A 21,724-nucleotide genomic window follows, 5' to 3' on the forward strand; every position below is an offset into this window, starting at 1 on the left:
AGAGCCACCTGCGGGTGGCTTTTTTAAGACTGAAATTTATCAAAAGATATAATAAATGTTGTGAATATTTGATTTTACTCATATAATTTCCAGCGTTTTTAAACCACCTTCGGGTGGTTTTTTGTTTATGCAGTTTTTTGTTTTTTTAATTTTATTTCTCCCGCTGAAGTTGGTTTAGATTTTGCTTTTATACTGATGTGAACGTGCTATTGTGTAATAAATGCACAAATATCATGCAGTATAGAAGAAAGATGGATCACTAAACAATTTCAGTATCAACACTCATGTATGAGGTGATGACATGATTAAAACAGTGACATATGAAGCAGTCGATAAGTCTGCGTTGCGTAAAAAAGGATGGAAGTTGTTTGCTGTGATTTTGAGCTTGCAATTGATCTTTTTAATTTTGGGTTATGCGTTGCAGATGTGATTTTGAGAATTAAAAAACCGCCGAGAGGCGGTTTTTTCTTTATAAGAATTTTATTTTTACTTTTGATTGGGCAAAAGTAACAAAACCCTTTTGTTAGACTGATGGGACGTCCTGTCCCACAGTCTAACGTGCGACATCCATGTCGCTACTCATGTGATCTAATATTAGTAATTATTTTTTTTCTTTTGTTATCATGTATTAAATGTAAAATTTATGAGTTAAACGTTGAAAACAAAAAAGAACAGATTAAAAGGTAATACAGTTTTTGGAGTTGTTGTAGGTTTGCTCGGAATAGCTTGCGGCTTATGGCTTTTAATTTCTCTAGAGAAAATATCGGGTGCTGAATTTGTTGCTTTTAGCTTTGGATTTGCTGTAATTGGACTGATTATCGCTTTCGCTGCAGAGGTGCAGGAGTTTTCGATTGCAGGAAATGGAGTTAAATTAAAAGAATTAAGGTCTGAAGCCGAAAAAACAATAGAAGAGTTAAAAGAGGCTAGAACGGACTTGTTCAGAGTATTAGTCCAAAAAAGTATTTATGGATCAGGTGGTTTTGGCAATGGTTCTATAGTAGATGAATGTACTGATTCATTTTGTGATTTGGTTGAACAAATTGAAAAATTTAATTGTTTAGCTGGTTTAAGATTAGATGTGGAGAAATCATTAAAATTAATTTTGAGTCTTCAATACAATAATTTGTACACAATCCATGAACCAAATAAGAAGCATACAGATCCACTCGAAAGTTATGATTTACCGAGAGAATTAAGAGAAAAAATTAGCGATGCAGTAATACAAAATTACCTTTCTCGAAAAAATCCCAAATTTACAATTGAACAAGGTCGATCTGAATTAAATGATGGGGTTGAAGCATATTCAAAGTTATATGCTATAAAAGTTAAACTCGATAAATTAGACAATATCAATGCTTAAACTCATCTACTATGTTCCAGAATCTCATCTTGAAACGACCAAACTTGCGATTTTTGAAGCAGGGGCTGGTGGCATAGGAAACTATGAACACTGTGCTTGGCAGGTCTTGGGTATAGGCCAGTTTAAACCTGTAAAAGGAGCAAATCCGTTTATAGGTGAGTTGGATGCTTTGGAGAAAATTCCAGAGTGGCGGGTGGAAACCATCGTTCCAGAGGAAAAAGCTTCTGCTGTGGCAAAGGCTTTAACATTAAGCCATCCCTATGAGGAGCCCGCTTTTGAGTTTATTCAAATGGTCGATGTTCTTTAATGATGAATCTAAAAATATATTTGATACACGTTAACATCATCCGCAACTGTTTGAGGCAGGACTTAATTTATCAGATAAAGTTTCTGCGACTAAATTGATAAAATGCGGAATAGAACGAGTTTTGCGAATGATAATGGTTTTGCCTACTTTTCCCGAAAGAAAAGTAGGTCGAACCGAAGGTTAATCCTGAAATTAAAACTTCAATGAAAAGATTCCACTGAGAAAGTCAATATTAAACCTTCTGAATAAATAACTCACGGTCAAAACGGTACTGCGGAAAAAATACACCGTCTTCCGCACGCTCACCGGCACCAATCACCATCACAGGGTATTGCTGATCATTCAGATTTAACAGTTTACGCACCAAAGGCTCATCAAAACCTTCCATCATACAGCTGTCAAAACCATAAGCCCGTAAAGCTAGCACTAGGTTCTCACAAGCTAAAGCTGTGGTTTTACTGGCCCAAAGTTTGGCATCGGCTTGATTAAATGCAGTTACAGGCAGTTGCTTATCTAAGCTTCGTGCAATTTTGAAAGCCACTTTCTTAAAGTTACCAAGTGCGTTTAAGTAACCAGTCTTATAGTTATAAGGAATGAACTTATAATATTTCTGTACAGCCGCAGGTGCTTCAGGAAAAGGGAACTCGGTAATGTTGCGTTTTGCCATTTCATCATTGCGGTCTGTACGCGCGACACACACGATCAGTTCTGACGCAGTTTTTGCAGCAAGCTGTCCTAAGCAGGCTTTGACCAGCTGTTTTTTCTTAGCCGGGTTTTGCACCACATAAAAAGTCCAAGGCTGCAAGTTAGATGAGTTTGGCGCAAGCAGTGCCAAGTCTAAACAGTCATCCAGCACTTCAGCTGGAATTTCTTTCTTGGTAAATTTGCGCACTGAACGGCGGCTTTGAATAACTTTCTTAAAATTTTCGACATCGATGTCTTGTGGCGCAGGCTCAAAGTATCGCTTTTTATCATTAGTGTCTGTCATAAGAAGTTTTCCGAATGAGTTTTTAAAATATGTTGGGATTGAAAATAAAAAAACCACTGTGTTAATTATTACACAGTGGTTTTTTTAGTCATTCAACAATTAAAGGTCAGTTGAACTGAGAAAAGTCTGGTTTGCGTTTTTGCATAAACGCAGCCACGGCTTCCATCATTTCTGGAGAGCCGACACGATCCATGAAAATTTCAGCTTCATGATCAATCCAAGCCACAATGTCATTCACATTGTGCTTCATCAACGCTTTAGACTGCACCAAAGAGGCTAAAGGCAAAGCAGACAGTTGCGCTGCTTTTTTGGCAGCCGCTGCATATACATCATCTTCAATACTGTTGACAAGGTTTGCAGAAACCGCCGTTGCACTGTCAAACTTCTGAGCAGTCAGCAGTAATTCAGCGGCTTTGTGGTAGCCTGCCTGTTCAACTAACAATTTGCTTGAAGCGCCTTCTGGAGATAAGCCAAGGCTGACAAATGGAATTTGGAACAGGGCTGTACTGTCGCTATAAACCAAGTCGCAATGCAGCAGGATTGTTACCCCAATACCAATCGCCACACCGCGTACAGCGGCAATCAGCGGCTTAGAGAATTTTGCGGCAGATTTGAGCAAAATAAACGGAGCGCCTTGAGATGCCGGAGCTTGGCCTTTTTGCGCTGCAGATTTCATGAAATCCTGCATGTCATTGCCTGCAGTAAAGTCTGCATTTTCACCACGCAATATGACAGCACGAACGCTCTTGTCCAAATCCGCTTCATCTAAAGCCTGTGCAATTTTTAAATACAGCTCTGTATACAAAGCATTCTTTGCTTCAGGGCGGTTAATGGCTAATGTCAGCACACCATTTTCTAAATTCGCATTCAAATGTTCATGAGGTTGTTGAATACAGCTCAGTGTCATCGTACTATCCTTGCTTTCAATTAATTCAAGTTTTATGGGCTCATTATGTCGCATTTTCAGCTTGCCGGCGCAACTCATGAGTTCATAAAAAACGATGATCTTGCTATGAACTATAAATTTGATTACTTGGTATTCATTGGCCGTTTTCAGCCTTTTCATTTAGCGCATATGCAAACGATACATATTGCGCTGCAGCAGAGCCATTACGTTATTTTAGCGCTGGGCTCTGCGCAGAATGAGCGCAATATCAAAAATCCGTTCACAGCAGAAGAGCGGATGCAAATGATCTTATCCAACTTTTCTGAAGCGGATCAGCAGCGAATTAAATTTGTGCCTGTGATTGATGTTTATAACGATGAAAAGTGGCAGAAACTGGTCAAATCTTTGGTTGCTGAAATTACCCAGCCAGAAGACCGCATTGGCTTAATTGGGCATTTTAAAGATCATACTTCATATTATTTAAAGTTCTTTCCAGAATGGGAAATGGTTGAGCTGGACAGCCTGCAAGGGTCAATGTCCGCAACGCCCGTGCGTGAAGCCTATTACAGGGGTGAAATTATGGAATCGGCCTTTCCTTTAGGCACCAGCGAGTTTTTACACAAATTTAAAGAAACAGAGATTTATCTACAATTGCAACACAAATTTTTGACTGACGATAAAAGCAATTTAAGCTGATGTTCGGTATTTTAGATTGGAGTAGATGAGTGAAGCATTACAGGGCTAACAGGCTGAATACTGTTAGACGGAGCATGAAATGGAAGTCATAAAACTGATGCGGCGGCTAATGGCAGGGATAACTGCGGCCAGCCTGCTAACGCAGCTGCATGCACAAAATTGGATATTGACGGATTCGAGCAGTATCAGCTTTGCTATTAAAGCAATGGGGCTTTCGGCAGTAAAAGGTGTTTCCAATCAGTCACAAAATCGGCTGTATTTTGATATTCATGCACCGCAAAATGCCTCTGTTATTGTGATTTTGCCCGCCAATAGTTTAAGGTTCAACCATCCTGCGTTAAAACCCATGATCATGGGAGAAGATTTTTTCAATTCCGCTCAATATAAAACTGTAACGTTTAAGAGCACGGAATTTGTACCGCAGGATCCAGACCGCTTTAACGTGCAAGGGGAATTGACTTTACGCGGCATCACCAAGCCTGTGACTTTCGATGCAGTGCTTAAACCCAATGCTTCTAATTCTAAATTGCTGGATGTTTATGCGGTTGGCTACATCAACCGCAGTGATTTCGGCATGAAAAGATCCTATGGCGGCGTCGGGGAAAAGGTCGATATTAAGCTGACTGGCCAATGGCAGTTAAAGTAGCATTGGCTGTTCAATGCCGCTGGCAATTCATCTCAGCTGTCCGCAATTTAATACAGCGGATTATTCATGATCAGGCCCGCCTCAGCCAGAAGCAAGCCGCTTAATTGTTCCAGCACTTCAGACTGCTGCTTCCAGTGATGCCAAAAAAGCGGAAGCTCTATACGCAGTTCAGGTGCAACCTCGACTAATTTGTGCTCTTTTAAATACGGCTCAGCTTGATAATCCGGCAGCCATCCGTAGCCTAGGCCCATTGTGACCGCATCGAAAAATGCGCTTGAAGATGGAATAAAATAATGCGGATATTGCGATGGATTGAGTCCAAACCGCTGCTGAATGGTGGCGGTATGCATCTGATCTTTCTCATTGAAAATCAGCGCCGGCGCATGGCGAAGCGCATCGCGGCTCACTCCTTTAGTAAACCATTGCTGCGCAAATTCAGGCGCAGCAACAAAGCGGTAGCTCATGCTGCCTAGGTACTCAGCAATGCAGCCTTTCATTGCCTGAGATTCTTGTGTGACACAGGCATTGACTAGGCCTGCTTCCAGCAAATGATGGGTTTTAGATTGATCATCTACGTGAAAATGCACGGTAATTTTGTGTTCGATCAAAGCAGGCTTGAGCAAGGGCAAGAGCCAGGTCGCCAGAGAATCTGCATTGGCAGCGATATTGACCTGATGAAATGAAGCAGTTTGTCCAGTGAGTGTTTGAATGAAATTTTGTTCAAGCAAACGGCTGTGCTGTAAATAGTGAAGCAGTGACTGGCCGGCCTGCGTTGTTCTGCAGGGGCGTTCACGCAGAATCAGAACTTGGCCCAGCGTTTTTTCGAGACTTTGTATCCGCAGCGTAACCGCAGAGGCCGTAATGCAGAGGCTTTCTGCGGCGAGGTCAAAACTTCCTGCTTCTGCAACCGCAAGAAATGCGTCGCACTGTTTATGATTGAGCATGATGGATCTCGCAGTGAACTTAATAAAATTTAGCTAAGTTGATATTTATTAAATAATACTTAATTTTGTTCATAAGAATAGATAATGCATCAATTTTTTTGATGCGGTAACGCAATGCTGAATACATATTTGCAAGGGCTGGCTGTGGGCTTCAGCTTAATTATTGCCATTGGCGCGCAGAACGCTTTTATTTTGAAGCAAGGGCTGAAGCGGCAGCACGTATTTTGGGTGTGCTTTGCATGTGCACTTTCAGACTCTCTGCTTATTCTTTTGGGCGTGGCAGGCTTTTCAGCGGTATTGCTGCACTATCCGCAAATTATTCAATTCGCTCAATGGGGCGGGGCGCTTTTTTTGTTTTGGTATGGTTTTCAGCATGCTGTACAAGCGCTTAAATCTGCATCTGTCATGCAGCTGAGTGCAAACAGTGCCAGCAGTTTGACTCAAACTTTGCTGATGTGCCTGGCGTTGACGTGGCTGAATCCGCATGTGTATTTGGATACAGTGATTCTATTGGGTTCAATTTCGACGCAGTTTGCTGATCAAGCCTATTTTGCGCTGGGTGCAATCTCTGCATCGTGGCTGTTTTTCTTCGCATTGGGCTATGGGGCGAGGGTTTTGATTCCTGTATTTGAAAACCCGAAAGCATGGCAGTTTCTGGATGGCATGATTGCCTTGGTGATGTGGGGAATTGCGGTTTCATTGCTGTTCAATGCATAAAAAGCCCGAAGACCGGGCTTTAATGTGTGAAGATATTAGGCTTGCAGCGCTTTAATATCTTCTAAAACTTGCTCTGCATGGCCAGCAGCTTTGACTTTGCGGTATTCCTTCACCAGTTTGCCGTTGTGGAAAATGAACGTTGAGCGTTCAATGCCCATGACTTTTTTGCCATACATATTTTTTTCTTTAATCACATCAAAATGATTGCACAGCACTTCTTCTTTATCACTGATCAAATTAATGGTCAGGTTCTGCTTTTCTGTAAAGTTTTGATGTGCTTTGACAGAGTCGCGTGAAATGCCAATAATCGTGGCATTCAACGCATCAAATTGATCTTTTAAATATGAAAAGCCTACAGCCTGTGTGGTGCAGCCCGGGGTTGAGTCTTTGGGATAAAAATACACAATCAGCCATTCAGCTGGGAGTTCAGCAAGGTTGATTTCGCCTGCTGTAGCAAGAAATGCCTGATTTGGTAAAGTAATGTCCGACATACAGATTCCTTCAAAATATTGACTGATGTTCTAATTCAAGCGTTAAGAATGCATAATTATCATGATACAGAATTTTCCCTTGGCGTACAGCGATCGGGTTTTTAAATAGAGGGCCATCCAGTACGGTGGTATGAAATTCACCGCCTTCGCCGCAAGGATCAATGCCTCTGCGCTGCAAAGCTTGGATATAGTCTAAGTTTAGCGTTTGCCCGAGATCATCTGCGGTCATTCCAAGGGTTAAATTGACTGTTGTCACGATGGTGCGGAATCCATGCTGGATAAATTCCTGAACAACCTCTAAATGCGGCCGCTGCCAAAGCGGCATGTGCAGTTCCAGCCCAGCCTGCATGGCGACTTTTTCATGCCAGCACCCATGTTCAGGCAGGTCTAAATCGCCAGTCACTAAGGTTTGGGCGCCCATATCTTGCGCTTTACCCAGCAGTTTTAAAAATTCAGCTTCATAATCTTGCCAGTTGGCGTTTGCAGTGAAAATTGGCAGTCCAATAGATTGCGCCTGCGCATAGATAATATCTAAGGGCATTGCATGTGAGCGGGAGCGCAAGCCTTGCTCTTCAAGCATAATGATCAGCCCGAGCGCTTCACCAGTTTGCAGTGCGGCATACAGCGCTAATGTGCTGTCTTTGCCGCCGCTGTATGAAGCAATGAACTTTTGGCCTTTCAGGGGTGTTCGCCACGATTTTGACATAGCATTCCTTAAATTGAATCCATAAAAAAGCCTGCTCAAAGCAGGCTTTTTTACAGCAGCAGTAAATTATTTGCCGGCTTGTGCAGATTTCATTGCTTCTTCAGTTAAGGTTTTTAATTTGCCAGTTAACTGAGGGCCAAAACATGCTTGCAAATCTTTATTTTGCTTTTGTACAAAAGCTAAAGTTGCAGGGCTTTTCTTTTGGTTAATGGTACTTTGGATTTCCCATTTTTGAGCATTGGTTAAACGGCCGTCAGCTTCTACTGCGCAAGAGCAGTATTTGCTGACTTCAGCGGCAGACAATTTTTTACCTTTGCCTGTTTCTTCTTTACAAACATTAATTAACGCAGATTTTACGTTAGTGCTCTTATAGGCCTGCTGAAGCTTTTCATTGTCAGCATGAGCTGCTGAAGCAAACAGCGCTGCGGCAGAAACTGCAGCAGAAAGAATAATGTTTGATTTTAAAATTTTCATAAACCCTACCTTGTTATTTCGGTATGTAACGTGTCGGATCTTCAACGCCTGCATCTGCAAAACCTTGTTTACGCAGACGGCAGCTGTCGCATGTACCGCAAGCACGACCTTGGTCATCTGCTTGATAGCAAGACACCGTTTGACTGTAGTCTACGCCATGTTCTATACCTAAGCGAATGATATTTGCTTTGGATAAATGTAACAAAGGTGTTTCAAACTTAAGGGGTTTTCCTTCTACGCCTACTTTTGTGGCAAGGCGCGCCATGTTGGCAAAAGCTTCAATAAATTCAGGGCGGCAGTCAGGATAGCCCGAATAATCAACAGCATTGATGCCAATGACAATGGCTTCTGCGCCAAACACTTCGGCTGCAGCCAGAGCATAAGACAGGAAAATTGTGTTACGCGCTGGAACATAAGTTACAGGAATGCCTTCCTGTTCATGATCAGGCACATCAATTGTATGATCTGTTAATGCAGAACCGCCAAGGTTGCCTAAATCAATATTGATCACACGGTGCTCTACACCCGCTTTTGCAGTTAATGCACGGGCTGCATCCAGCTCCGTGGTAGAGCGCTGGCCATACATAAAGCTCAGAGCAATGCATTCATACTGTGATTGAGCCCAAGCGAGGCAAGTGGTTGAGTCTAAGCCGCCAGATAACAGTACAATCGCGCGAGGACGCATGTTTTTCTCCAAAAAATCTATAAAACTTAACGACCAGTTTCATCGTTCCACAGCAATTTATGCAGCTGCAGCTGGAAACGAACAGGGAGATGGTCTTCTAAAATCCATTGCGCAAGATCACGCGCAAGCTGAGGCAAGCGTACAGCACCTTTTTCGACTGCAAATGCAGGAGAGAACCAAATGGTGCCGGCTTTTTCATTCAATTTAAGCTGTTCGACTTGCTGTTTAGACCATTCGTAGTCTTCACGGTTGCAAATCACAAACTTAATTTGATCGTGCTCAGTTAAATAATCAATATTTGAAAGCAAATTTCGTGCAGATTCGCCAGAGGCCGGTGTTTTTAAATCTAAAACTTTAGAGACGCGCGGGTCTACTTTAGACACATCTAAGGCGCCGCTGGTTTCTAAAGAGACTTCACAGCCTAAATCCGCCAAGCGCTGCATCAGCGGCAGGGCATTCGGCTGCGCCAGCGGCTCACCGCCAGTCACGCAAATAAAAGGCGTTTTAAAATCGAGCGCAGTTTGAATGATGTCGTCTAATGACTGGCGTTCACCGCCTTCAAAAGAGTAGGTCGTGTCGCAATACGTACAGCGTAAAGGGCAACCCGTTAAGCGGATAAAAACAGTCGGCAAGCCTGCGGTATTGGCCTCACCTTGCAATGAATAGAAAATCTCCGTGATGCGCAGCCCCGCAGACGGATCAGAAACAGGAATAGCGGAAGATCGAAGAGTGCTCATAACAAAAAATAACCAGAGGCAGAAAAATAAAATCTCTACGGTCATTGCTGGCCGTAGAGATGAGGAGTGTTCACTCCGAAATCAATTGGACGGAAATCAGTCGTCGCGCAATAAGTCGTTTAAGCTTGTTTTTGAACGTGTTTGCGCGTCCACTTTTTTCACGATAATTGCAGCGTATAGGCTGTAAGTGCCGCATTTAGAAGGCAAGCTGCCCGCTACAACGACAGAACCGGCAGGAACTCGGCCGTAGTGAATTTCGCCAGTTGCGCGGTCAAAAATCTTAGTGGATTGGCCAATGAATACGCCCATTGAAATCACAGAACCTTCTTCTACGATTACGCCTTCAACAATTTCAGAACGCGCGCCAATGAAGCAGTTGTCTTCAATGATTGTCGGGTTTGCTTGAAGCGGCTCAAGTACGCCGCCAATGCCTACACCGCCAGACAAGTGTACATTTTTACCGATTTGAGCGCATGAACCTACAGTCGCCCATGTATCCACCATTGTGCCTTCATCAACATAAGCGCCAATGTTTACATAAGAAGGCATTAAAATTACGCCTTTCGCCTGGAAAGAACCTTTGCGCGCAACAGCTGGCGGCACAACGCGTACACCGGCAGCTTTAAACTGTTCTTCAGTCCAGCCGTTGAATTTAGTGTCTACTTTGTCGTAGAAGCGAAGGTCACATGACTCGATAGGCTTGTTGTCGTTAATTTTAAAAGATAACAATACTGCTTTTTTCAACCATTGATGAACAACCCAGTCGCCATCAATTTTTTCAGCAACGCGCAATGTGCCGTTATCTAAGCCAGCAATTGCTTCCTCAACTGCTTGACGCACTTCAGCAGGGCAGTCTGCTGAAGTGAAATTTGCACGATCTTCAAAAGCTTGTTCAATGATAGTTGAAAGCTGAGACATGATCTTCCTTCCAGAAAAAAATTTTCCAAGATTTTACACTAAATTGAGTTAAAAATAGATGGAAATTAAACGATAGATCGGAATTTATTATTAAAATAGGAGAAAAACAGCGTTATTTATTTATGCAGCTGAAAAATAGAACGGATTATTTTTAATAATCAACAAGTCAGCTAGAATTGTATCAAAAAATAACAAAAAATAAGCAATTTTTGAATAAACCATGAGCGATAACTGCTTTATATTCCCCTAAGACGAAGCGAACCATGCAAATGATCAATAATTTCTAAAAGTTTGTATTTGAGGAGAAACACAATGAAAGTTCTACGTACAATTTTAGCAGCGTCACTTATGGCGGCAGCTGGCGCAGCAGCAGCAGACTCATCAGTTGTTCATGATGGCTATGCATTTGATCAAAACCAATTAATTCCGACAGGGGCGCGTCTGGAAGCTGGTACAACAGGTTATGGCGGTGCTTTGCTTTGGACTGCAAACCCATACGTAGGTTTAGCGCTGGGCTACAATGGCGGCGATGTTTCTTGGACAGATGATGTATCTGTTAATGGAACAAAATACGACTTGGATATGGAAAACAACAACGTTTATTTAAACGCTGAAATCCGTCCTTGGGGAGCGAGCGCTAACCGTTGGGCGCAGGGTGTTTATGTAGCAGCGGGCGTTGCTTATTTAGATAATGATTATGATCTGGAAAAACGTATTAATCCGGGCGAAACACTATCAATTGATGGTAAAAATTATCAAGTCGCTAGCGTAGCAGACGGACAAGGCGGTGTACGCGGTCAAATGTCATATAAAAATGATATTGCACCGTATTTAGGTTTTGGCTGGGCGCCTAAAATTAATAAAAACTGGGGAGTATTTGGTGAAGTTGGCGCATACTACACTGGTAATCCATCTGTGAAATTAACTCAATATAACTTGGATCCTGTTACAGGAAACCCAACAAGCGCTCAAGATGCTGTTGATAACGAAGCGCGTGAAATTGCCAATGATGATAAATACCAATGGATGCCTGTGGGTAAACTGGGCGTAAGTTACCACTGGTAATTTTTAGATTTTCACTTTAAATAAAAAAACGGGCTTCGGCCCGTTTTTTTATTTAAGCATGGGTTAGAAATAATGTCCGATTTTTATGCCGTATGCCCATGCTTCTTTGTGGTCTAAGGTCGAAATTGAGTTGAGCGTGATCGTGTTGTTATCCGCTTTAGAGGGTCTAAATCTTAAATAATAGATGCCGCCAGAAAAAAAATTGTTAGGCGTGAACTGATATCGAAAACCGGTGCCTAGCCCATGGTAGCCATTGGCCGGATTAATGGTTGAAGCCGGGTTGTCACTTCCGCTGTCCCAGACTGTTTCTAAACTGGCGAAGGTGCGTTCATTGAGTTTTTGCGCGATTCCAATTTTGGCAGACCATTGATCCGATTGATAATCAATTAAGTTAAAGTCAGCCAATGCCGGCAGATATGCAAGATAAGGCTGAATGATCTGATTAAAGCCATTTGGCTTAATTTTAAAGTCTGACCAGTCGACCCATCTGACCGAACCGTAAATTAAGTTATGCATGCTGACTGCGCTCATAAAATCAAGATTAACGGATTGCGGTGTGGTGATTTTGGTTGTATCGGAAACAATACTGCCGGAGAGCGGCAATGATTCCTCGGCCTGGTTTTTATGATTGATTTCAGAACGGTATATAAGATTAGCGCGAAATGCGATTTCTGGAATTTGATAGCTGATGCCCGTCAGCCAGCCAACAGAATCATCGCTTTTCAGTTCCACGCTGTACCCATTGAAGACATAAAAACTTTGTCCAAAAAGGTTTAAATGTCCGGCAAAACTTTGATAAGCCAGACCGCTATAAATGTTCCAGCGTTCAGTGGGCTGATAGCCCATCAGTGCGGTGATATTCCGTGATTTAAGCTGAATGTTGATTGCTTCTAACTGTTCATGCCCAAGAATAGATTCAGGGGAATAGTCATAGTTGAGTTTAATGCCATAGGGCTGGTCAAAAAGCAGTCCTGCGGATATTTGCGGATTCAGCTGCCATTTGACAGCGCCTTGCACAAAGAAAAAATCTTCAATTAAGTTGCCGGTTGAAAAGTCAGTCACCTTCAGCGCCTGAGATAATTGTTCTTTATTGGAATTTTCGCCGCTAAGATTGCCTTCAACTGCGCCATAGCTGAATTCTGTGTAATTGCCAGGCTCAAGAAAGGGCAAAATGCTTTGCCCTGAACGTTCTAAAGCCGCTGCATGCGTATGCAGGGCCAGACATAGAGGCGTAAATGCAAAATATGCTGCGGGTTTCATTGAAATGACTGGCCTGTTTATTTCTTGTTTTATGTGGCTATTATGCAGGCGTTTACAAATAATTACGATAAAAAAAGAGACCTAAGCCTCTTCTTTTTAAAATATTTCCTGTCAATCGTCTGGATAAGCCACTTTTTTCAGTGCTTTAATATCAGCGTCTGGGGAACACAGTGAAATAAACTCATAGCCGTAGCCGCGAAGCAGATGACCTTTGCGCACTGCAATCCAAGTTGTGTTTACGCCAAAAATATCCGTAGGGATTTGCTTTAAACGGTAGTCGCGCTCCGCGTCATAAGCGACATTGTTGACAATGCCCACGCCCATGTTCAGCTCGACATAGGTTTTAATGACATCGGCATCCAGAGCGGACATCACGATATCGACATCAAAGCCGGCTTCTTCAAAGGCTTCATCAATTTTTGAACGGCCCGTGAAACCGCCATGATAAGTAATGATCGGATAATGAGATAAATCTTCAATGGTAATGTTGCTGTTGGCGGTCAGCGGGTGGTTTTGCGGGGTGATAATGCTGTGCTGCCAAGTATAAAAAGGAACACTGGCCAAGTTATCTTCAGCCGTTAATGATTCGGTGGCAATGCCAATATCCGCCTCACCCTGAAGCAGCATTTCAGTAATTTCAACTGGGCTGGCCTGCTGCAAAATCAGATGCACTTTCGGAAATTCTTTTTTAAATTTATTGACGATCGGCGGCAAGACATAGCGCGCTTGGGTATGCGTTGTGGCAATGGTCAATGTGCCTTCATCCACTTTATTAAAATCATCGGCGAGGCGTTTAATATTTTCTGCATCCACCAGCATGCGTTCTACAATGCCGAGCAAAGATTGCCCCGGTTCAGTTAAGCCCAATAGGCGCTTGCCTTTGCGGATAAACAGCTGAACCCCTAATTCATCTTCCAAATCTTTAATATGCTTGCTGACACCGGATTGAGAGGTGTACAGCGCAGCGGAAGCTTCAGTTAAATTAAAGTTCTGTCTAACGGTTTCTCTAATAATTCTTAATTGTTGGAAATTCATGTTTCTGCATACCTCAAAATTGATGGGGCGCCATGCCCCATCATAACGCCTTAAGCGACTTGGTTTTCAAATAAATGCAAAGCAGATGCACTGAGCCATACCGTTTGATTAGGGCGATATTGGTGCAGTTTTGCTTCATCGGGTGTCAGTGAAATTTCAATGAGATTGCCTTGACGGTCATTCAGTTCAGCCAAAACTTTGCCTGCAATCCAAATCTCACGAAGAAAAGTTGCTTGAATAGCATTTTCTTGCGGCTGCGCATGAATGCGCAATTCGTCAGGACGGGCAAAAGCAATGACTGGGCCTTGCGGCGCATTTGGCGCTTGCGGCAATTGAATGCGGTCTTCACCGATGTGGATGATGCCATTGCTGTTTTGACCTTCAAAACGGTTGGCTTGACCTAAAAAGTCAAAGACAAACGGTGTTGCTGGCTTTTCATAGACTTCACGCGGTGAACCGATTTGTTCAACATTACCTTTGTTCATCACAATAATTTGATCCGCGACTTCAAGCGCTTCTTCCTGATCGTGTGTCACAAAAATAGAGGTAATGTGCAGCTCATCATGCAAAGTACGCAGCCAGCGGCGCAGCTCTTTACGCACTTTGGCATCGAGCGCGCCAAACGGTTCATCCAGCAGCAATACGCGAGGCTCTACAGCCAAAGCGCGTGCAAGGGCAATACGCTGGCGCTGACCGCCAGAAAGCTGTGCAGGGTAGCGGTCTGCCAAGAAGCCAAGCTGTACCAAGTCTAGCAAACGCGTCACACGCTTTTTAATTTCAGCTTCATTCGGGCGGGTCGCGCGCGGACGTACACGCAGGCCAAATGCAATGTTGTCAAACACAGTCATGTGGCGGAACAGAGCATAATGCTGGAAGACAAAGCCCACTTCACGTTCACGCACGTGAACATTGGTTGCATCTTCGCCTTCTAAAATGACTTGACCGCCATCAGCAGATTCTAAGCCGGCAATAATGCGTAGCAGTGTCGTTTTACCGCAGCCTGATGGCCCCAGCAGAGCCACCAATTGACCGTCTGGGAAATCGAGGGAGATATTTTTCAGCGCATGGAATGCACCAAAGTGTTTTTCAATATTTTTTACTTGAATACTCATGAGGTCATTCCTTAAGAAGCTGTTGAATCTTCATTGCGTTTGTCTTGTTTCTCTTGGCGAATTTCGACCCATGTTTTCAAAATGAGGGTAACAATCGCCAGCAATGCCAAAAGGGATGAAACAGCAAAAGCAGCACTGAAGGTATATTCGTTATAAAGGATTTCGACGTGCAGCGGCAGGGTATTGGTTTCACCGCGGATGTGGCCGGAAACCACTGATACCGCACCAAATTCACCCATTGCGCGCGCATTGCACAGGATTACGCCGTAAATTAAGCCCCATTTGATATTTGGCAGGGTGACTTTCCAAAAGGTTTGCCAGCCATTGGCGCCCAGCACAATTGCAGCTTCTTCTTCTTCAGTGCCTTGCGCTTCCATTAAAGGAATCAGTTCACGCGCAACAAAAGGCACAGTAATGAAGATGGTCGCTAAAACAATGGCAGGCACCGCATACAGGATCTTAATATCATGATCCATCAGCCAGCCGCCGAACCAGCCTTGCGTGCCAAAAATCAGCACCAGCATTAAACCGGCAATAACTGGCGATACTGAAAATGGCATATCAATAATGGTGGTCAGAATAGACTTGCCACGGAAATTAAACTTGGCAACGGTCCATGCTGCAGCCACACCAAATACAACGTTCAGTGGAACAGCAATAACTGCTGTCAATAGCGTGAGTTTTACCGCAGATAATGTGTCTGGATGCACCAAAGCTTGGAAATAAACCCCTACACCTTGTTTAAATGCTTCTACAAAGACCAAGACTAAGGGCAGCATTAAGCAGCTAATGAAGAAGATCAAGGCAATGGTAATGAGCAGGCGGCGAATCCAGGTCGGTTCACGGGTTGCATCGCGCGATTGCAATTTTTCAGCTAAAGCATTGCTGTTGGTATTCATCGTGCAGTTCTCCCTGTGCGTCGGCTGGCCCAAGCTTGAATTAGGTTAATGAGAAACAGAATGGCAAATGAAATCACCAGCATGACGACAGCAATGGTGGTTGCGCCTGCGTAATCATATTCTTCCAGACGGGAAATAATCATCAAAGGCGCAATTTCAGTTTCAAAGGGCTGGTTGCCAGCAATAAAGATGACTGAACCATATTCACCTACACCCCGGGCAAATGCCAGTGCAAAGCCTGTCAGTAATGCTGGGAATAAAATAGGTAAAATAATTTTAGTCACAATTTGAAAACGGTTTGCGCCCAACGCTGATGCGGCTTCCTCAAGCTCAGTTTCTAAATCACTGAGTACAGGCTGCACGGTACGCACAACAAACGGAATGCCGATAAAAATCAAGGCAAGGGTAATGCCAATAGGGGTATAGGCCACTTTAATGCCAATCGGTTCTAAATATTGACCAATCCATCCCGTAGGCGCATATAAAGATGTTAAGGCAATACCGGCAACGGCTGTCGGCAAAGCAAAAGGCAAATCTACTAAGGCATCGACAATGCGCTTGCCTGGAAAGTTATAGCGTACAAGGCACCATGCCAGCAGAAGGCCAAAAACGACATTGACTAAAGCTGCAATAATTGCCGCGCTAAAGCTCAATTGAAGGGATTTTAAAATTCGCTCAGAACTTAAAATTTCCCATAAACCGTCCCATCCTATACCCAGCGATTTAATAAAAACTGCAGATAAAGGAATCAGCACGATTAATGACAAATACGCAAGGGTAAAGCCTAAAGACAGACCAAATCCTGGCAGCACTCGGGATCGCTGCGACATGATTACTCCTCAAAGAGAGAAAACTGACTGAATATCAGTCAGTAAAAGACAAAAACTAAATTTCGGTTCAAGCATAGATTGCAACAATTAAATTGCAAATTTAAATAAATACTTGCGCTCATCAGGAATGCTGATATGCGGCATTGCTTTTTCTGAAATTAAATAATTGAAAATTTCAGGAAACGGGCCATAACCCGACGCCACATTAATATGTCCAGCCAAGCCCGCATTGACGGGTTTAAGCTTCCATGACTTCGCCAGAAGCTGCGCATCATCAAACGCCAGCCAAGGATCATTTTCACTGATGATCATTGTGGCGGGCACTTGAATTTTAAGCTGATGGAAATAGGCCGCATAGTCATTATGACTGTCGCGGGCAAAGCCTGCAGCGCCAAAACGGGCTGGATTGGCAGGTGCAACCAAAATCAATTTTTTGATTTTGCTATTGAGTTCTGGATGCTCTGCCAGCGCAGCAACTGCGGTAAGGCAGCCAAAGCTGTGCGCCACAATTTGGATATCGTCCTGAATCGGCGCCACAGTTTTGACAAACTGCGCAATCCAGTTGTTCAGTACGGGGTGGTTCCAGTCTTCTTGCTGAACGCGGGAGCATGACATGAGTTGGCGCTGCAGCCAAGACTGCCAGTGATGCTGCTCACTGCCGCCTACACCTGGAACGATTACGGTATGCGTCATGTCAATACTCCTAATTCAGAAAGAGCGGAAATTACTTCGCGCTGTTCGCCTTTACGATTTGGTCAAAGATGCCGCCATTTTCAAAGTGCGTTTTTTGCACTTTGTTCCAGCCGCCAAATTCTTGATCAATGGTCACCAGCTTTAAGGGCTTGAAAATTTTTCCATATTGCGCCAAGGTTTTGGCATCACGCGGGCGGTAGAAGTTTTGCGCTGCAATTTGCTGGCCGCGCGGTGAATACAGGAAGTTTAAGTAGCCTTTGGCTAAATAAAGACTGCCTTTTTTCTCCGCATTTTTTTCCACAATCGCCACAGGCGGTTCAGCCAAAATAGACAACGACGGGGTCACAATTTCAAACTTGCCCGGCTGCTCACGAATAGCGAGATACGCTTCATTTTCCCAAGCCAGCAAGACGTCACCTATGCCGCGTTCAGCAAAAGTGGTTGTTGAGCCGCGCGCGCCAGAGTCCAGCACTTTGGTGTTTTTATAGATTTTGCGCACAAACTCTTGCGCTTTGACATCGTTGCCGCCGGCTTGATGTTTGGCCCAAGCCCATGCGGCTAAGTAATTCCAGCGCGCGCCACCCGAAGTTTTAGGATTTGGCGTAATGATGCCGACACCCGGCTTCACTAAGTCGCCCCAGTCTTTAATGCCTTTCGGATTGCCTTTGCGCACTAAAAAAACAATCGTCGAGGTATAGGGCGTAGAGTTATTCGGCAGTTTCTTTTGCCAGTCTGCAGGGAGCAGTTTCGCTTTTTCTGCAATCACATCAATATCCGCAGCTAAAGCCAGCGTGACCACATCGGCATCCAAACCGTCAATCACTGAACGCGCTTGCTTGCCGGAGCCGCCATGAGACTGTTTGAAATTAATTTTTTGTCCTGTACGGCTTTCCCAGTATTTGCTGAAATTCTTGTTGACGTCTTCATATAATTCGCGAGTTGGATCATAAGATACGTTCAGGAAGTCTTTCGCTGCAGCCCCTAAAGAGATTGTGGAGACAACTGCGGCTAACACCCCAAGTTTCAATTTTGCTGAAATGCTCATAAGGACCTCAAAATTCTTAATGTTTTATAACATGCGTGCAGAATAGCGCCATTCTTTATGCATAAAAAATAATAAAAAATGAATTTTATATGAATAAATAAGATAAGTTGATTCCGATATGCACTGCATATATCGGCTATAGCGTAATAGCCGATATATCAATTCAGTTTTATGCTATAGACAGGCTTATTTCACACTGTTGGCTTTGACGATTTGGTCGAATACGCCATTATTGTCAAAGTGCTTGCTTTGTACTTTTGTCCAGCCGCCGAACTCTTTATCAATGGTGATCAATTTCAGCGGCTTGAATACGGATTTGTACTTGGCGGCGACGGCGGCATTGCGCGGACGGTAGAAGTTGTTGGCCGCTACAGTTTGGCCTGCTGGAGAATATAAATAATTCAAATAGGCTTTGGCGATGTTCTCATTGCCGTTCTTTTTGGCATTTTTTTCGACAACTGCGACTGGCGGCTCGGCCAAAATAGACAATGACGGGGTGATGATTTCAAACTTGCCCGGCTGTTCGCGCACGGCCAAGAAGGCTTCATTTTCCCAAGCCAGCAAGACGTCGCCTATGCCGCGTTCAGCAAAAGTGGTTGTTGCGCCGCGCGCGCCGGAGTCCAGCACTTTGGTTTGTTTGTAAATTTGACGGACAAAATCTTGCGCTTTGGCATCGTTGCCGCCGGCTTGATGCTTGGCCCAAGCCCATGCAGCTAAGTAGTTCCAGCGTGCGCCGCCCGACGTTTTCGGGTTCGGAGTGATAATTTCTACTCCTGGTTTGACTAAGTCCCCCCAGTCTTTAATGCCTTTTAGATTGCCTTTGCGCACCAAGAACACAATGGTCGATGTGTACGGTGTAGAGTTTTGCGGGAATTTCTTTTGCCAGTCTTTAGGCAGCAGGCCTCTTTCCGCAATTTCATCAATATCTGCCGCCAAGGCTAAAGTCACCACATCGGCATCAAGGCCGTCAATGACAGAGCGGGCTTGCTTGCCGGAGCCGCCGTGTGACTGTTTAAAATTGATGTCTTGTCCTGTACTTTTTTTCCAGTATGCGCTGAATTCTTTATTGAAGTTGTCATACAATTCGCGTGTTGGATCGTATGAAACGTTTAAGAAGTCTTTTGCCAGTGCGCTGAATGATGTCGCTGAAATTAGCGCGGCCAGTACCCCGATTTTTAATGAACGCATTTTTGATATCCTTTACTTTAATTTATGCATGATGTCTGCTCACTAAGCGAAGAATAGCGGGAAGTGTTTTGTATAAAAAATAATAAGAAACGAATTTGATATGAATAAAAAAGCTATTCATTTTTGTGCGGTATTCTTAAACTAAACCATCATTTTCGGGATGCTTGTTATGCCATATTTTAAAAATGCGCAGGAAATCAATGAAGTCTCACTATCGGACCGCGCATTTCATTACGGCGACGGGTGTTTCACCACAGCGCGCCTGCGCAATGGCTTAATCGAGCTGCATGAACTGCATATGGCGCGTTTGCAAAATGCCAATGAACGGCTGTATTTGCAGGCAGATTTGACGTTGATTGAGCAAACGCTGAATATCATGCGCCAGTTTGATCCAGCTGCATCAGGCACTTTAAAAATTATTTTAAGCCGCGGAGAGGGTCAGCGCGGCTACAGCTTGCCGGACCATCCTGCCGATGTTTGGGTTTTCTATTACCCTCAAGATGTTGCAGATTTTCAATATCAGACCATTTCGAGCGGCATATTGGATCAGGCCATTGGCCTGACGATGCCGAATTTGACCGGCTTGAAATCCTTAAACCGTCTAGAGCAGGTGATGCTGAAGCATGAGGCCGATCAGAAGGGGTGGGCGGAAGCGCTGGTAATGGATGTGCAAGGCCTAATTGTTGAAGGTGTGAGCAGTAATTGCTTTATTCGAATAAACGATACATGGATTACGCCTGAACTTCGCTATAATGGTGTGCATGGCGTTATGCGCGCTGAAATTTTATCGCGCATGCAGGAGCATGGTATTCCCTGTGTACAGCGCAAGATTGATCTGGATGAACTGCCAGATTTCCAAAATGTATTTTTTTGCAATGCATTGAATCCTATGAAAATAGCATTCAGCTTAAATGGTGCGGCGCTGAATATTCAGGCCTGCATAGAACTGTTCCATACCCTAAAACTTAATCAAATCCGCTAAAATTATGTCCTCAGTTAAGCCCAAATCCAAAAAGAAAAAACTGCAGCCGCGGAGGCCGCCAAAAGCTATGTGGCTGACGGTGCTGTCCTTTGCCATCATTCTCTGCTTTGTTTTATGGTCCAGCTTATTTAAAGAGTATCCCATTGAAGGCAAAAAGCAGATGCTGGCGATTGGTGCAGGCGATACCTATTCGGGCTTTATTGAGCGTTTAGCCAAAGAAGATAAAGTCAGTTTTCCTATTGTGCTGAAGCTGTATCAGAAATTTATGATTCACGATACCTTAAAAGCGGGCGTGTATGAAGTGCGTGAAGGCATGAGCATACGTGAAGTCCTGGTGATGATTTCCAATGTTGAAAATGCGCAGATGAACCGGATTCTAGTCATTGAAGGCACGACATTTAAACAGCTGGTGAATGCGCTGCAGAAAGACCCGCTGGTGACGCATGACATCAGCAACCTGCCCTATGATCAGATTTTAAAGGCTTTGGACATTCCATATTCACATCCTGAAGGGTTATTTGCGCCGGATACTTATTTTGTTGCAAAGGGCGAGTCGGATAAGAAAATTTTAAAAGATTTATATACGCGTCAAATGAAAACCCTGGATCAGGCTTGGGAAAACCGCGCAGCTGGCTTGCCGTATAAAGACAAGTATGAAGCACTGATTATGGCGTCGATTGTCGAAAAAGAGACCAGTTTAGACAGTGAACTGGAGCAGGTGTCAGGTGTCTTTGTCCGCCGTTTGCAGCAAGGCATGCGCTTGCAGACCGACCCCACGGTGATTTACGGCATGGGCGATAGCTATACAGGCAATATTACCCGTCAGGATTTACGCACGCCAACGCCGTATAATACCTATACCATCAATGCCCTGCCGCCAACACCAATTGCCTTGCCAGGCAAGAAAGCGATTGAAGCGGCGATGCATCCGGACAGTTCAGATAATCTTTACTTTGTTGCAACAGGCAATGGCGGCCATAAATTCACTGCAACGCTGCAGGATCACAACCGCGCTGTGCAAGAGTATCTTGCCGTTATACGTTCAAAAAATTAAGGAGTG

26 protein-coding genes are annotated in these 21,724 nt (G+C 43.9%); 9 read left to right on the plus strand and 17 right to left on the minus strand.

Going from position 1 to position 21,724, the window contains the following annotated elements; translation table 11 throughout:
- The first annotated feature begins 301 nt into the window (after window positions 1-301).
- The 3 genes from F941_RS16815 to F941_RS05395 all read left to right on the plus strand — a co-directional run bounded on the left by F941_RS16815 (window position 302) and on the right by F941_RS05395 (window position 1,667).
- On the plus strand, window positions 302-430 hold the full coding sequence (locus tag F941_RS16815) for a KGW motif small protein (RefSeq protein WP_004693854.1): 129 nt from the start codon (window positions 302-304) through the stop codon (window positions 428-430).
- Window positions 431-655: 225 nt separating this feature from the next.
- Complete coding sequence (locus F941_RS05390; protein WP_005008689.1) at window positions 656-1,360, plus strand: hypothetical protein; 705 nt, start codon at window positions 656-658, stop codon at window positions 1,358-1,360.
- Entirely contained in the window at window positions 1,353-1,667 is a 315-nt protein-coding gene (locus F941_RS05395; protein WP_005008690.1) for a YqfO family protein, read from the plus strand. The genes F941_RS05390 and F941_RS05395 overlap by 8 nt, the downstream gene beginning before the upstream one ends.
- A gap of 232 nt (window positions 1,668-1,899) precedes the next feature.
- Here the strand turns inward: F941_RS05395 and F941_RS05400 are convergent, their stop codons facing one another.
- Both F941_RS05400 and F941_RS05405 read right to left on the minus strand, forming a co-directional pair.
- Window positions 1,900-2,655, minus strand: coding sequence for a nitroreductase family protein (locus F941_RS05400; protein ID WP_005008692.1), 756 nt, complete (start codon window positions 2,653-2,655; stop codon window positions 1,900-1,902).
- A 106-nt stretch (window positions 2,656-2,761) separates the two neighbouring features.
- Window positions 2,762-3,562: an enoyl-CoA hydratase-related protein gene (locus F941_RS05405; protein WP_005008693.1), complete on the minus strand. Its 801-nt coding sequence runs from the start codon at window positions 3,560-3,562 to the stop codon at window positions 2,762-2,764.
- A 105-nt stretch (window positions 3,563-3,667) separates the two neighbouring features.
- Here F941_RS05405 and F941_RS05410 point away from each other — a divergent pair, with 105 nt between their 5' ends.
- Window positions 3,668-4,237, plus strand: coding sequence for a nicotinate-nicotinamide nucleotide adenylyltransferase (locus F941_RS05410; RefSeq protein WP_026253317.1), 570 nt, complete (start codon window positions 3,668-3,670; stop codon window positions 4,235-4,237).
- Window positions 4,238-4,346: 109 nt separating this feature from the next.
- A complete protein-coding gene (locus F941_RS05415; RefSeq protein WP_018572465.1) occupies window positions 4,347-4,883 on the plus strand; it encodes a YceI family protein in 537 nt (178 codons plus the stop codon).
- 47 nt (window positions 4,884-4,930) lie between these two features.
- Here F941_RS05415 and F941_RS05420 read toward each other — a convergent pair whose 3' ends face one another.
- The gene (locus F941_RS05420; RefSeq protein ID WP_005008698.1) at window positions 4,931-5,827 is read right to left on the minus strand and encodes a LysR family transcriptional regulator ArgP; all 897 of its coding nucleotides are present in this window, start codon (window positions 5,825-5,827) and stop codon (window positions 4,931-4,933) included.
- A gap of 114 nt (window positions 5,828-5,941) precedes the next feature.
- Between F941_RS05420 and F941_RS05425 the strand changes: the two genes are divergently transcribed.
- Entirely contained in the window at window positions 5,942-6,544 is a 603-nt protein-coding gene (locus F941_RS05425; protein WP_005008700.1) for a LysE/ArgO family amino acid transporter, read from the plus strand.
- Between the two features lie 35 nt (window positions 6,545-6,579).
- Here F941_RS05425 and F941_RS05430 read toward each other — a convergent pair whose 3' ends face one another.
- The 6 genes from F941_RS05430 to dapD form a co-directional block, all read right to left on the minus strand.
- Complete coding sequence (locus F941_RS05430; protein WP_005008710.1) at window positions 6,580-7,035, minus strand: peroxiredoxin; 456 nt, start codon at window positions 7,033-7,035, stop codon at window positions 6,580-6,582.
- A 10-nt stretch (window positions 7,036-7,045) separates the two neighbouring features.
- Window positions 7,046-7,741 carry a Dph6-related ATP pyrophosphatase gene (locus F941_RS05435; RefSeq protein ID WP_005008712.1) on the minus strand — a complete coding sequence of 232 codons (696 nt, stop codon included), beginning with the start codon at window positions 7,739-7,741 and terminating at the stop codon, window positions 7,046-7,048.
- A 66-nt stretch (window positions 7,742-7,807) separates the two neighbouring features.
- Window positions 7,808-8,215 (minus strand): hypothetical protein, encoded by a 408-nt coding sequence (locus tag F941_RS05440; protein ID WP_005008715.1) that lies wholly within the window; start codon window positions 8,213-8,215, stop codon window positions 7,808-7,810.
- Window positions 8,216-8,228: 13 nt separating this feature from the next.
- A complete protein-coding gene (queC, locus tag F941_RS05445) occupies window positions 8,229-8,900 on the minus strand; it encodes a 7-cyano-7-deazaguanine synthase QueC (protein WP_005008717.1) in 672 nt (223 codons plus the stop codon).
- A 26-nt stretch (window positions 8,901-8,926) separates the two neighbouring features.
- Window positions 8,927-9,637 (minus strand): 7-carboxy-7-deazaguanine synthase QueE, encoded by a 711-nt coding sequence (gene queE / locus F941_RS05450; RefSeq protein ID WP_018572467.1) that lies wholly within the window; start codon window positions 9,635-9,637, stop codon window positions 8,927-8,929.
- Between the two features lie 96 nt (window positions 9,638-9,733).
- Entirely contained in the window at window positions 9,734-10,555 is an 822-nt protein-coding gene (dapD, locus tag F941_RS05455) for a 2,3,4,5-tetrahydropyridine-2,6-dicarboxylate N-succinyltransferase (protein ID WP_005008724.1), read from the minus strand.
- A 312-nt stretch (window positions 10,556-10,867) separates the two neighbouring features.
- On the opposite strand from dapD, the gene carO reads away from it, so the two are divergent.
- Window positions 10,868-11,620, plus strand: a complete 753-nt coding sequence (carO, locus tag F941_RS05460; RefSeq protein ID WP_005008726.1) for an ornithine uptake porin CarO type 1 — start codon at window positions 10,868-10,870, stop codon at window positions 11,618-11,620.
- Between the two features lie 63 nt (window positions 11,621-11,683).
- On the opposite strand, the gene F941_RS05465 is transcribed toward carO, so the two are convergent.
- The 8 genes from F941_RS05465 to F941_RS05500 form a co-directional block, all read right to left on the minus strand.
- Entirely contained in the window at window positions 11,684-12,880 is a 1,197-nt protein-coding gene (locus tag F941_RS05465) for an OmpP1/FadL family transporter (protein WP_005008728.1), read from the minus strand.
- A gap of 111 nt (window positions 12,881-12,991) precedes the next feature.
- On the minus strand, window positions 12,992-13,915 hold the full coding sequence (locus F941_RS05470) for a CysB family HTH-type transcriptional regulator (RefSeq protein WP_005008730.1): 924 nt from the start codon (window positions 13,913-13,915) through the stop codon (window positions 12,992-12,994).
- Window positions 13,916-13,965: 50 nt separating this feature from the next.
- Window positions 13,966-15,027, minus strand: a complete 1,062-nt coding sequence (locus F941_RS05475) for a sulfate/molybdate ABC transporter ATP-binding protein (protein ID WP_005008732.1) — start codon at window positions 15,025-15,027, stop codon at window positions 13,966-13,968.
- Between the two features lie 11 nt (window positions 15,028-15,038).
- On the minus strand, window positions 15,039-15,926 hold the full coding sequence (gene cysW, locus F941_RS05480) for a sulfate ABC transporter permease subunit CysW (RefSeq protein ID WP_005008735.1): 888 nt from the start codon (window positions 15,924-15,926) through the stop codon (window positions 15,039-15,041).
- Window positions 15,923-16,756, minus strand: a complete 834-nt coding sequence (cysT, locus tag F941_RS05485) for a sulfate ABC transporter permease subunit CysT (RefSeq protein ID WP_005008737.1) — start codon at window positions 16,754-16,756, stop codon at window positions 15,923-15,925. Before cysT ends, cysW begins: the two co-directional genes overlap by 4 nt.
- A gap of 87 nt (window positions 16,757-16,843) precedes the next feature.
- Window positions 16,844-17,449 (minus strand): RBBP9/YdeN family alpha/beta hydrolase, encoded by a 606-nt coding sequence (locus F941_RS05490; RefSeq protein ID WP_005008738.1) that lies wholly within the window; start codon window positions 17,447-17,449, stop codon window positions 16,844-16,846.
- Window positions 17,450-17,480: 31 nt separating this feature from the next.
- Window positions 17,481-18,494 (minus strand): sulfate ABC transporter substrate-binding protein, encoded by a 1,014-nt coding sequence (locus F941_RS05495; protein WP_005008740.1) that lies wholly within the window; start codon window positions 18,492-18,494, stop codon window positions 17,481-17,483.
- Window positions 18,495-18,680: 186 nt separating this feature from the next.
- Window positions 18,681-19,682, minus strand: a complete 1,002-nt coding sequence (locus F941_RS05500) for a sulfate ABC transporter substrate-binding protein (RefSeq protein ID WP_005008741.1) — start codon at window positions 19,680-19,682, stop codon at window positions 18,681-18,683.
- Window positions 19,683-19,851: 169 nt separating this feature from the next.
- Here F941_RS05500 and pabC point away from each other — a divergent pair, with 169 nt between their 5' ends.
- Window positions 19,852-20,664 (plus strand): aminodeoxychorismate lyase, encoded by an 813-nt coding sequence (gene pabC, locus F941_RS05505; protein ID WP_005008742.1) that lies wholly within the window; start codon window positions 19,852-19,854, stop codon window positions 20,662-20,664.
- Between the two features lie 67 nt (window positions 20,665-20,731).
- A complete protein-coding gene (mltG, locus tag F941_RS05510; RefSeq protein WP_005008743.1) occupies window positions 20,732-21,718 on the plus strand; it encodes an endolytic transglycosylase MltG in 987 nt (328 codons plus the stop codon).
- Window positions 21,719-21,724 lie beyond the last annotated feature (6 nt).

Source organism: Acinetobacter bouvetii DSM 14964 = CIP 107468 (assembly GCF_000368865.1).
GTDB lineage: Bacteria > Pseudomonadota > Gammaproteobacteria > Pseudomonadales > Moraxellaceae > Acinetobacter > Acinetobacter bouvetii.